Origin of the sequence: Profundibacterium mesophilum KAUST100406-0324 (assembly GCF_009835145.1) — a bacterium.
GTDB classification, from domain to species: Bacteria; Pseudomonadota; Alphaproteobacteria; order Rhodobacterales; family Rhodobacteraceae; genus Profundibacterium; species Profundibacterium mesophilum.
Window position 1 is genome coordinate 23603 of sequence record NZ_APKE01000010.1, and the last position, 12151, is coordinate 35753.

A 12151-nucleotide genomic window follows, 5' to 3' on the forward strand; every position below is an offset into this window, starting at 1 on the left:
GCGATACCGTATTGCATTCAAGCCCGCGGCCGGTCGATGCGGCGTAGACCGGGGCGGGGCGTGTGGGGACCATGAAAGACGCGGACGGGCGGCTTGGCAAGGCCTTTCGAGATGATGGGCGGCGCCGATGCGCGCGCGCCCCGGCCCGGCAGGCCGATGGCGTTTTGCGCTTTCGCGGGGCCGGTCCGGGCGGTAGAGCTTCGGGCATGAGCGATCCCAGATTCATCCATCTTCGCGTGCATTCGGAATACTCGCTGCTCGAGGGCGCGATCCGGTTGAAGAAACTGCCGGGCATGGCTGCTGCGATGGGCATGCCGGCCATCGCCGTGACCGATACGAACAACATGTTCGCGGCACTCGAGTTCTCGGTCGGCGCGCTTGCCGAAGGGGTGCAGCCGATCATCGGCTGCCAGATCGACCTGCAGCTCGCACCGGCCGGCACCGAGCGCGGCGCGCTCTCCGGCGGGGCGGCACGCGGACAGGCCGAGCGGCCGGCGCCCCTCGTGCTCCTGGCGCAGAGCGAGGAGGGATACGAGAACCTCATGAAGCTCAACTCGGCGCTCTATCTGGGCAAGGACGGCGCCGAGCTGCCGCAGGTCACGCTCGACGATCTCGCCGCGAATGCCGCCGGGCTGATCTGCCTGAGCGGCGGGCCCGACGGGCCGGTGGGGCGGGCATTGCGGGCCGGGCAGCGGCCGGCGGCGGAGGCGCTGCTGACGCGGCTGGCGGCGATCTTTCCCGCACGGCTCTATGTCGAGTTGCAGCGTCATCCCGGCGAGGGCGGCACCCTTCCCGAGGCCGAGCGCGCCTCGGAGCGCGCGCAGGTCGAGATGGCCTACGCGATGGAGCTGCCCCTGGTGGCGACCAACGATGTCTATTTTCCGAAGGCCGAGATGTACGAGGCGCATGACGCGCTGATCTGCATCGCCGAAGGGGCCTATGTCGATCAATCCGCGCCGCGGCGCCGGCTGACGGCGCAGCACTACTTCAAGAGCCCCGCCGAGATGGCCGCGCTCTTTGCCGACCTGCCCGAGGCGATCGAGAACACCGTCGAGATCGCCCGTCGCTGCGCTTTCGCCGTGGCGCGCCGCGATCCGATCCTTCCGAAATTCGCCGATGACGAGGTGGACGAGCTGCGCCGCCAGGCCAAGGAAGGGCTCGCCGAAAGGCTCAAGGTCATCCCCCATGCCGCACCCGTCGCCGAATACGAGGCGCGGCTCGAGTTCGAGCTGGGGATCATCGAGGGAATGGGCTTCCCGGGCTATTTCCTGATCGTGGCCGATTTCATCAAATGGGCCAAGGATCACGACATTCCCGTGGGCCCCGGTCGCGGCTCGGGTGCGGGCAGCCTCGTGGCCTACGCGCTGACGATCACCGATCTCGACCCGCTGCGCTACTCGCTCCTGTTCGAGCGCTTCCTCAATCCCGAGCGGGTCTCGATGCCCGACTTCGACATCGACTTCTGCATGGACCGCCGCGAGGAGGTGATCCGCTACGTGCAGGAGAAATACGGCCGCGAGAAAGTCGGGCAGATCATCACCTTCGGCGCGCTGCTCTCGAAGGCGGCGGTGCGCGATATCGGCCGGGTGCTGCAGATGCCTTACGGGCAGGTGGACCGCCTGTCCAAGATGATCCCCGTCGAGGGCGTCAAGCCGGTCAGCATCCAGAAGGCGCTCATCGACGAGCCGCGCCTGCGCGAGGAAGCGCGCAACGAGGAGGTCGTGGACCGGCTGCTGACCTATGGCCAGCAGGTCGAGGGGCTGCTCAGGAACGCTTCCACCCATGCCGCCGGCGTGGTGATCGGAGACCGGCCGCTGGATGCGCTGGTGCCGCTCTACCAGGATCCGCGCTCGGACATGCCGGCCACCCAGTTCAACATGAAATGGGTCGAGCAGGCAGGCCTCGTGAAGTTCGACTTCCTCGGGCTCAAGACGCTGACGGTGATCCAGAACGCGATCGACCTCATCATGTGCAAGGATGCCTCCGGCAGCTTCGGTCCTGGCGGGCGCAACCTGCACGAGGCTGCCGACGGCACGCAGATCTACGAGCCGGCACCGGGGGCGGAGAACGATATCGGGCATATCCCGCTCGATGATGCGAAATCCTACGAGCTTTATGCCGCCGCCAAGACGGTCGCGGTGTTCCAGGTCGAAAGCTCGGGCATGATGGATGCGCTCAGGCGCATGAAGCCGACCTGCATCGAGGATATCGTCGCGCTGGTGGCGCTCTATCGTCCCGGCCCGATGGAGAACATTCCCGTCTATTGCGAGGTCAAGAACGGCCTGCGCGAGATCACCTCGATCCATCCCACGATCGACCACATTCTCGCCGAGACACAGGGCATCATCGTCTACCAGGAACAGGTGATGCAGATCGCCCAGGTGATGGGCGGCTACAGCCTCGGCGGCGCCGATTTGCTGCGCCGCGCGATGGGCAAGAAGATCAAGGAGGCGATGGACGCCGAGCGGCCGAAGTTCGAGGCGGGGGCCAAGGCAAACGGCGTCGACAAGAAGAAGGCAACCGAGGTCTTCGACCTGCTGGAGAAATTCGCCAATTACGGCTTCAACAAATCGCACGCGGCCGCCTATGCCGTGGTCAGCTACCAGACGGCCTGGCTGAAGGCGAACCATCCGGTCGAGTTCATGGCCGGTGTGATGAACTGCGATATCCACCTCACCGACAAGCTTGCCATCTATGCCGAGGAGGTGCGCCGGGGCCTGTCGATCGAGATCGTGCCGCCTTGCGTGAACCGCAGCCAGGCCGCGTTCAGCGTCGATGCGGGCCGCGTGGTCTACGGGCTGGGCGCGCTCAAGAATGTCGGGATGGAGGCGATGCGCCTGATCACCGGCGCCCGCGGGGACAAGCCCTTCGTGACGCTCTTCGACCTGGCGCGGCGGGCCGATCTCAAGCGGGTCGGCAAGCGGCCGATGGAGATGCTGGCACGCGCCGGCGCCTTCGATGCGCTCGATGGGAACCGCCGGCGCGTCTTCGACAGCCTCGACGCGCTCGTGGCCTATTCCGCCGCGATCCACGATCAGAAGGCCAGCAACCAGGTCTCGCTCTTCGGAGAGGCGGGCGAGGACCTGCCCGAGCCGCGGCTCAGCCCGGTCTCCGACTGGCTGCCCGCCGAGCGCCTGATCGAGGAGCACAAGGCGATCGGCTTCTACCTCTCTGGCCACCCGCTCGACGATTACATGGTCCCCCTGCGCCGCAAGCAGGTGATCACCCTCGAAGAGCTCACCGCCAAGGCGCAGCGCGGTCCCCTGCTGGCCAAGCTCGCGGGGTCCGTATCGGGGCGCCAGGAGCGCAAGTCGGCACGTGGCAACCGTTTCGCCTTTGCCCAGCTTTCCGACCCGACGGGGCTCTACGAGATCACCATCTTCTCGGACACGCTGGAGACCGCGCGCGATCACCTGGAGACAGGGATGAACGTCGTCGTCACCGTCGAGGCCACGATGGAGAGCGAGCAGCTCAAGCTGCTGGCCCGCTCGGTGGCGCCCGTGGACGCGATCGTGGCGGATGCGGGCAGTTCGGGCTTGCGGATCTTCCTCGAGGAAGCCTCCGCCGTGGCCGCCGTTGCCGATCTCCTTGCCCGTGCACGCGAGGATGCGCGCATCCGCACGCGCGGTCCGATCAGCCTGTGCCTGCTCGATCCCGACCTGCCGGGCGAGGTCGAGGTGGCCTTGGGCGACGATTTCGCGGTGAACCCGCAGATCAAGGGCGCGATCAAGTCGCTCGGCGGCGTGGTGACGGTGGAGGATATCTGATGCGCGGTACGGTCATCGCGGCCCTCTTGTCCGGGGCCCTGCTCGTTTCCTGCGGCGGTTTGGCAGGAGGCGGGGGGATCGGCGGCGGCGTCGCTCCCGACGTGGCCAAGGGCGCGCGCCTGCCATTCGGAACGGTCGGCAGGGCATGCGGTGTCTCGGGCGCGGCGCTGGGCAAGACGGTCGATGCCGCGCCTTCCGATGCGCGCCCGCGATGGCGTCTTCACGACACCGCGCCGGGCAGCACCGCGCCGCGCACCCATTACCTGACCGGCTTCTCCGACGGCTGTCCCCGGCAGGTGACGGCGGCGCTCATCCTCTTCGGCGCGCCGCTCGTGCACGAGACGCACAAGACCGGCCTGGCCGCATCGCAGCAAGGGGCTGCCGATGCCGCCTACGAGACGGCGCGGGCGCGGATCTGCGGCGGCGGTCCCGGCACGCCGTGCCCCGCCTCGCAGATCGAGGCGCTGTCGCAGGAAATCGTCTTCGTCTCATCCTACCGCGACTTCACCGGGACGGGCTCTTCCTACGAGATCCTGCTCGGCAAGGGCGGGGTGGTCGCGGAGGGCATGGGCCACTGAGCCGCCGGATCGGGCGGGCGCCGCCGGCGCCTTGCCGTCACCAATGCGGGGGGCGCTGATCGGCGATCGGGGCCGTGCCGCCTTCGGACATCTCGCGCTCGGCCTCCCGGCGCATCACCATCTCGAGCCGCGCCTCGATGCGCGCGATCCGGTCCTGCTGCTCGGCCACGATGTCGGACAGGTCGTCATTGGCGCGGGAGAGATGCGCGATCCGCTCCTCGAGCGCGTTCATGCTGGTTTGGGTGTCATCGGTCATTGGCTGCAGATAGCAGTTTGCCGGCGCGCTGCAAGCGGGGCCGGGGGCGCGGCGCGCAGCTTGCCCCGCGTTGCGCCATCCGCTAGACCCGCCCGCGACCGCCCGGATCAGGACATCGACATGGCAAAGCCAAAGAAGCAGCCCCGCCCCAAGGCGCAGACGCCCAAGGGATTTCGCGACTATTTCGGCGCCGAGGTCACACGTCGCCGCGCCATGCTCGAGACGATCGCCAAGGTCTATCACCGCTACGGCTTCGATGCCCTCGAGACGAGCGCGGTTGAGACGGTCGAGACGCTCGGAAAATTCCTGCCCGACGTGGACCGGCCGAACGAGGGCGTCTTTGCCTGGCAGGAGGACGATGCGGGCAACGCGGCCGACTGGCTGGCGCTGCGCTATGACCTGACCGCGCCGCTCGCGCGGGTTGCCGCGCAGTACCGCCAGGATCTTCCCAGCCCCTACCGGCGCTACGCGATGGGTCCGGTCTGGCGCAACGAGAAGCCCGGGCCGGGGCGGTTCCGGCAGTTCTACCAATGCGACGCCGACACGGTCGGCGCGCCCTCCGTCGCCGCCGATGCCGAGATCTGTGCGATGCTGTGCGACACGCTGGAGGCGGTGGGGATCGCGCGCGGCGATTACATGGTCAAGATCAACAACCGCAAGGTCCTCAACGGTGTGATGGAGATGGCCGGCGTGCTCGACCCGTCCGATCCGTCGCGTTTCGAAACGGAGCGCGGCATCGTCCTGCGCGCCATCGACAAGCTCGACCGCCTGGGGGTCGCGGGCGTGCGGGCCCTGCTGGGCGAGGGGCGGCGCGACGAGAGCGGCGACGTGACGCGGGGGGCCGGGCTCGACGAGGCGCGGATCGACATCGTGATCGGCTTCGTCGAGGCCCGCCGGGGCGACGCGGCCGAGACCACGGCGCGGCTGCGCGAGCTGGTCGGTTCATCGGAGGCGGGCCGCGCCGGCATCGATGAGCTGGAGACGATCGCCGGGCTTTTGCGCGCGCAGGGCTACGGGCCGGAGCGGGCCGAGATCGACCCGGCCGTCGTGCGCGGGCTGGGCTATTATACCGGGCCCGTCTTCGAGGCCGAGCTGACCTTCGAGATCACCGGGGAGGACGGGCAGGCGCGCAATTTCGGCAGCGTTGCCGGCGGGGGGCGCTATGATGACCTGGTCAAGCGGTTCACCGGGCAGGAAGTGCCCGCCACGGGCGTGTCGATCGGGGTCGACAGGCTGCTTGCCGCGCTGTCGGCGCGGGGAGAGGACGTGGCGCCCGAGGCCGGTCCGGTGGTGATCACGGTGATGGATCGCGACAGGATGGCCGATTACCAGGCCATGGCTTCCGAGTTGCGCGCCGCCGGCATCCGCGCCGAAGTCTATCTCGGCAACCCGAAGAATTTCGGCAACCAGCTCAAATATGCCGACCGCCGCGCCGCGCCGATCGCGGTCATCGAGGGGGCGGAGGAGCAAGCGCGCGGCATCGTGCAGATCAAGGATCTGGCCCTTGGCGCGAAGATCGCCCAAAATGCCAGCGTCGAGGAATGGAAGGCGCAGCCCGCACAGTTCGAATGCCCGCGCGGCGAGATGGTCGCGCAGATCGCCGGCCGGCTGGGCCTCGAATGACCGGCGCTTTGGGCGAGAAGGCGGCCGCGCGCCGCGAGGCGGCACGGCTGCTCGATCGGTTCGTGGCAGCGGGGGCCGTTCCGGTCGAGACCGCGATCCTGCAACCCGCGGGCGCGCTGCTCGATCTGTATGGCGAGGATATCAGGGCGCGGGCCTTCACCACCAGCGATCCGCTGCGCGGCGAGCGGATGCTGCGTCCCGATTTCACGGTTCCCGTGGTGCTGATGCATATGGAGCAGGGGGCGGAGCCGGCCCGCTACGCCTATGCCGGCGAGATTTTCCGCCGGCAGGAACATGATGCCGAACGCGCCGCGGAATATTTCCAGGCGGGGTTCGAGATCTTCGACCGGACCGATCCGGCCGCCGCCGATGCGGAGGTCTTCGCGCTGATCGCCGAGCAGCTTCGCACGCTCGATCTCGACGTGGTGACGGGCGATATCGGGATCCTGAGCGCCGCGGTGCAGGGATTGAGGCTGTCCGATCGGCGCAAGGCGGCCCTGATGCGTCACATCTGGCGCCCGGAGCGGTTCCGCCGCCTGGTCGAGCGCTTCGGCGCCCCGCCGCCGCCGCGTCCGCTGCTCGATGCGCCCGACCCGCTGGAAGATGCCGGCCCCGAGATCGGGTTGCGCGGACGCGGGGAGGTCGAGACCCGCCTCGAACGCCTGCGCCGCGACCGCGAGGAGCCGCCGCTCGCCGCCGAGCAGGTCACGCTACTCGATGGGTTGCTCTCGCTCTCGGCGCCCAGCGACGCGGCCCTCGCGGCCTTGCGCGCGATGGAGGCGGGCCTGCCGTCGATCGCGCCGGCCAACGATGCGCTCGAACGGCGACTCGACGCGCTGGAGCGGCGCGGCATCGCGCCCCGAAGCCTGCTCTTCGAGGCCGGCTATGGCCGGGCCAGCATGGAATATTACAGCGGCTTCGTCTTCGGCTTCCACGCGGCCGGACGCCCCGATCTGCCGGTCGTGGCCACCGGGGGGCGCTATGATGCCCTGACCCGCCACCTGGGGCAGGGGGCGGCCATTCCGGCCGTGGGCGGCGTGATCCGGCCGGGGCTGTGCATCGAGCTTTCGGAGGGCAGGACGTGACGCTGAAGCTTGGAGTGCCGTCCAAGGGACGGTTGATGGAAAAGACCTTCGACTGGTTCGGCGCGCATGGCGTCTCGCTGCGCCGCACGGGCGCGGAGCGGGAATATTCGGGTGCCGTGGAGGGGATCGAGGGGATCGAACTGGTCCTGCTGAGCGCCTCCGAGATCCCGCGCGAACTTGCCCAGGGACGTATCCACCTTGGGGTGACGGGCTCCGATCTGGTGCGCGAGACGCTGCCGGCCTGGGATGCGCTCGTGGAGGAGGTCACGCCGATGGGCTTCGGCCATGCCGATCTCGTCATCGCGGTCCCGCGCTTCTGGGTGGATGTCGAGACGCTCGACGATCTCGACGCGGTCTGTGCCGATTTTCGCGCCGCCCACGGCTTCCGCCTGCGCATCGCGACCAAGTATCACCGCCTCGTTCGGATGCATCTCACCCGGCACGGCGTGGCCGATTACCAGCTGGTCGACAGCCAGGGCGCGACGGAAGGCACGGTGCGCAACGAGACCGCCGAAGCGATCGCCGACATCACGTCGACCGGGGAGACGTTGCGGGCGAACCACCTGCGCGTTCTTGAGGGCCCGCCGGTCCATGCGAGCCAGGCCACCCTCTTCCGCTCGCGCCGCGCGCAGCCCGATGCCGCGCAGCGCGAGGCAATGAAGGCCCTGCTCTCCAGGCTCGGGGTCGCGCGTCCGGCGGGGGCGACCTAGCGCACACCGATCTCGGCCAGGGCCGCGGCAAGCGCGGGGGGCAGGTCGGGCTCCTGCGCGTGCCCCTTGCGCAGATCGCCCGGCGCGTCCTCCGGCGCGAGGTAGCGCCAGCCTTGGAAGGCACGCCGCTGCACCGCCTCGGTGCGGCAGATCTCGGGATCGAGAACGAGGCCGCAGCGCCGGATCCCGTCGCCCCGATCCACATCGTCGAGCCGCACGATGCGCTGGCGTGCCAGGATCACCCCCTTGATCACCCAGTAGAGCGAGCCGCCGGCGAGGATTTCTTCGGCGCGCTTCGGCCACATCCGCGTGACATGACGCGGAGCGCCGTCGGGACCGCGTCCGCGGCTCGACGATTGCCATTGCGACAGCTCCTCGACGCTGGAGGCCCCGACGCAGAGCTTGAGGAGGTTAACATGTTCGGCCATATGGCGATCCTTCAGTTGAGCCACAACCTATAGTGATTTTGCATCGGGACAATGCGAGAGCTAGTGTTCGAGATTGACCATCGCGGCTTGCGGCGGTATCCCTCGGGTCCTCCCAGAAACGAAGGACCGTCCGGAATGACCCGATTCACCGCACCCATCGCCGAGCAGATATGGGACATGAAATACCGGTTCAAGAATGCCGAGGGTCAGGCCCATGACGCGACGGTCGAGGATAGCTGGCGCCGGATCGCCCGCGCCACCGCCTCCGTGGAAGCCGATGACGCGCTCTGGGAGAACCGTTTCTACGAGGCGCTCGAGGATTTCCGTTTCCTGCCGGCGGGCCGGATCACCGCCGGCGCGGGGACGGGGCGGGCAGTGACGCTGTTCAACTGTTTCGTCATGGGCACGGTCCCCGACAGCATGGGCGGGATCTTCGACATGCTCAAGGAGGCCGCCCTGACGATGCAGCAGGGGGGCGGGATCGGCTACGACTTCTCGACCATCCGGCCGCGCGGGGCGGATGTGAAGGGCGTCGCGGCGGATGCCTCCGGGCCCCTGTCCTTCATGGACGTGTGGGACGCGATGTGCCGCACCATCATGAGCGCCGGCTCGCGGCGCGGCGCGATGATGGCCACCATGCGCTGTGACCATCCCGACATCGAGGATTTCATCGCCGCCAAGTCCGATCCCGCGCGGCTGCGCAACTTCAACGTCTCGGTGCTGGTCACCGATCCGTTCATGGAGGCGGTCAAGGCCGATGGCACCTGGGAGCTGACCTTCGGCGGCAAGGTCATGAAGACGGTCGAGGCCCGCGATCTGTGGAACCGGATCATGCGCGCGACCTATGATTATGCCGAGCCGGGGGTGATCTTCATCGACCGGATCAACAAGATGAACAACCTCGCCTATTGCGAGACGATCGCGGCCACCAATCCTTGTGGCGAGCAGCCGCTGCCGCCCTATGGCGCCTGCCTCTTGGGCAGCATCAACCTCGCGCGGCTGGTCAGCGATCCGTTCGGGCCGCGGGCGGGGCTCGACGAGGTGGCGCTGGGCGAGCTGGTGGCGACGGCGGTGCGGATGATGGACAATGTCGTCGACGCGTCCCGGTTCCCCCTCGAGGCGCAGGCCGAGGAGGCGCGCAACAAGCGCCGGATCGGTCTGGGCGTGACGGGGCTCGCGGATGCGCTGCTGATGGTCGGGCTGCGCTACGGCTCGGACGCCGCGGCCGCGCGCACCGAGGCCTGGATGAAGGCGATCGCGCGTGCCGCCTATCTCGCCTCGGTGGAGCTGGCCAGGGAGAAGGGCGCCTTCCCGCTCTTCGACGCCGAGAAGTTCCTCGCCTCGGGCGCGATGATGCAGATGGACGAGGATGTGCGCGCGGCGATCGCCGAGCATGGCATTCGCAACGCGCTTCTGACCAGCGTCGCGCCGACGGGCACCATCTCGCTCTATGCCGGCAATGTCAGTTCGGGGATCGAGCCCGTCTTCGCCTATGCCTACAAGCGCAAGGTGCTGCAGAAGGATGGCAGCCGGACCGAGGAGGAGGTCGTCGATTACGCGGTGCAGATGTGGCGTGAGAAGTTCGGCGATGCCGAACTGCCCGACTATTTCGTGAACGCGCAGACCCTGGCACCCGCCGATCACGTCAAGATGCAGGCCGCGGCCCAGAAATGGGTCGACTCGTCGATCTCCAAGACCATCAACTGTCCCGAGGACATCGATTTCGACGCCTTCAAGGAAGTCTACATGCAAGCCTACGAGACGGGCTGCAAGGGCTGCACCACCTACCGGCCCAACGCCGTCACGGGCAGCGTGCTGAGCGTGAGCGAAGAGAGCCCGAAGGCCAAGGACGCCCCCGAAATCGTCGCGAACACCGATGCCGAGCCGCAGCAGCCGCATGGCGACGTGGTCTACATGACCGAACCGCTCGATCGCCCTTCCGAGCTCGAGGGCAGCACCTACAAGATCAAGTGGCCCGGCAGCGAACATGCGCTCTACATCACGGTGAACGATCTCGTCGTCGCGGGGCATCGCCGTCCCTTCGAGGTCTTCATCAATTCCAAGAACATGGAGAACTTCGCCTGGACGGTCGCGCTCACGCGGATGATCTCCGCCGTGTTCCGCCGCGGCGGCGATGTCAGCTTCGTCGTCGAGGAGCTCAAGGCCGTCTTCGATCCGCGCGGTGGCGCCTGGATCCAGGGCAAGTATATTCCCTCGATCCTGGCGGCGATCGGCGGGGTCATCGAGAAGCACATGATCGCGACCGGCTTTCTCGCCGGCGAGGGCATGGGCCTCAAGACCGACCCGCAGGCGCAGATCGTCGCCACGGCGACAGGCGCGCCGGCAGGCGGACGAACCTGTTCGAGCTGCGGCAGCTTCGAGATGCGGATGGTCGAAGGCTGCATGACCTGCGCGTCTTGCGGTTTCTCCAAATGCGGCTGAACCGGGAAAGTTCATTTGTGTGTCGCCAAGCAAAGTTTGCACTTTTTGGACAGCTTCGCGCACATTTTACAAGATATTAGCGCACATTGGCAGTCACGACGTGAAGCGAGAGCGTCGGCACCAGATCGCTACTCCACAGACGTAGGACGGACCCAAGACCGGAGCAAGCGGCCTCTTCCGAGCCCGAGAATCACAAAAAAAGGGCCGCGGGTGATCCGCGGCCCTTTCAGGTTCCGACGCCAGCTTTCGCCGATCTTTGGCCATATCGAGCGAATGACCTCCGTGGCTTCCAGTCAGATCATTTTGACGCCGACGGCTCCGCGGCGGCAACCACATGGCGCATTTTCGAGCACCGCCCGCGCCATAAGCAGATCGGTGGTGCGCCACGCCTGGCGGAGGAACTCGTCGAGCATTCGAGCAAGATTTCGACCCGTCGTCCGGTCTCGGTCCCACCAATCGTATAGGGGTCACCTTCCTCCGTGTGGCACAGCGTGGGAGCCTCTCCCAACTCTCGGATCAGGGACCGAAGACGCGGCGATACCTCGCTGGCCTCCTCCAATCCTGAGGGCGTCATGAGCTTTTCCGGAGGCGCCTTGCACGCGCGATCCAAGGCGAAGCGCATTGAGGGGGGTAGATTTTCGCGGACCTCGAAAACCGCACCTCGAAGCCGACGCTGCCATCCAATCAGGTCTGCCATCTGCTCTTCCATCCCCGTTACGTGTGCAGTGGAATTGAGCGCCATATTGTTCTCCTTGTCTGATGGCGACAGCACGCCGACACGTCAAGCTGGCGCACGCATGCGCCAGGATGGCTCAGGCGGCCATGTTTGCGGTTTGCGCTCGAGCTTGCCGCAATCCATCGAGACGTAGGCAGATCTCTTCGACGACAGGATCAGAAGGATCGATGCGTGCAAAGCGCTCGGCTTCTACGCTGTCCATCTCCTGGACGTTCTCCAGACCAAGCAGATCTTCCAGAGCATTGAGCTCTCGTTCCATCCGGCTGGTGAGCGATGATGCAAGGCTCACATCGTCGATGAGACGATGGGCGCGTGCTTCGGCGGCCGGCCCGCCAAGAAGCGCAGCCGACGAGCAGAACGCTGCGGCGTTGTCGAGAATGAAGACGGAGTGGGGAGGCGTGAAACAGAAATCACGGGGCTATTCAGCATGACGTTAGTGGGGGGCAGCAGCAAAGTCCGGCACTCCAACACGCCGACTCGACGCTATCATGCGAGTGCAGCGAATATCCGGTTCGACGGTCTGCGT

9 protein-coding genes are annotated in these 12151 nt (G+C 67.2%); 6 read left to right on the plus strand and 3 right to left on the minus strand.

Annotated features, from left to right (window positions below; translation table 11 throughout):
- Nucleotides 1–206: 206 nt before the first annotated feature.
- Nucleotides 207–3767, plus strand: coding sequence for a DNA polymerase III subunit alpha (gene dnaE, locus PMES_RS03120; protein WP_159964059.1), 3561 nt, complete (start codon nt 207–209; stop codon nt 3765–3767).
- A complete protein-coding gene (locus PMES_RS03125; protein ID WP_159964060.1) occupies nt 3767–4345 on the plus strand; it encodes a hypothetical protein in 579 nt (192 codons plus the stop codon). The genes dnaE and PMES_RS03125 overlap by 1 nt, the downstream gene beginning before the upstream one ends.
- A gap of 37 nt (nt 4346–4382) precedes the next feature.
- Here PMES_RS03125 and PMES_RS03130 read toward each other — a convergent pair whose 3' ends face one another.
- Nucleotides 4383–4601 (minus strand): SlyX family protein, encoded by a 219-nt coding sequence (locus tag PMES_RS03130; RefSeq protein ID WP_236549678.1) that lies wholly within the window; start codon nt 4599–4601, stop codon nt 4383–4385.
- 120 nt (nt 4602–4721) lie between these two features.
- On the opposite strand from PMES_RS03130, the gene hisS reads away from it, so the two are divergent.
- From hisS to hisG, 3 genes are read left to right on the plus strand one after another with little or no spacing between them, the layout of a single operon-like run.
- Nucleotides 4722–6224 carry a histidine--tRNA ligase gene (hisS, locus tag PMES_RS03135; RefSeq protein ID WP_159964061.1) on the plus strand — a complete coding sequence of 501 codons (1503 nt, stop codon included), beginning with the start codon at nt 4722–4724 and terminating at the stop codon, nt 6222–6224.
- A complete protein-coding gene (locus tag PMES_RS03140; protein ID WP_159964062.1) occupies nt 6221–7309 on the plus strand; it encodes an ATP phosphoribosyltransferase regulatory subunit in 1089 nt (362 codons plus the stop codon). Before hisS ends, PMES_RS03140 begins: the two co-directional genes overlap by 4 nt.
- Entirely contained in the window at nt 7306–8019 is a 714-nt protein-coding gene (hisG, locus tag PMES_RS03145) for an ATP phosphoribosyltransferase (RefSeq protein WP_159964063.1), read from the plus strand. The genes PMES_RS03140 and hisG overlap by 4 nt, the downstream gene beginning before the upstream one ends.
- Here hisG and PMES_RS03150 read toward each other — a convergent pair.
- Complete coding sequence (locus tag PMES_RS03150) at nt 8016–8447, minus strand: DUF1489 family protein (RefSeq protein ID WP_159964064.1); 432 nt, start codon at nt 8445–8447, stop codon at nt 8016–8018. The two genes, hisG and PMES_RS03150, sit on opposite strands and share 4 nt — an antisense overlap.
- 135 nt (nt 8448–8582) lie before the next feature.
- Here PMES_RS03150 and PMES_RS03155 point away from each other — a divergent pair, with 135 nt between their 5' ends.
- Entirely contained in the window at nt 8583–10889 is a 2307-nt protein-coding gene (locus PMES_RS03155; protein ID WP_159964065.1) for an adenosylcobalamin-dependent ribonucleoside-diphosphate reductase, read from the plus strand.
- 812 nt (nt 10890–11701) lie between these two features.
- Here PMES_RS03155 and PMES_RS03160 read toward each other — a convergent pair.
- Nucleotides 11702–11884 (minus strand): hypothetical protein, encoded by a 183-nt coding sequence (locus PMES_RS03160; protein WP_159964066.1) that lies wholly within the window; start codon nt 11882–11884, stop codon nt 11702–11704.
- Between the last annotated feature and the right edge of the window lie 267 nt (nt 11885–12151).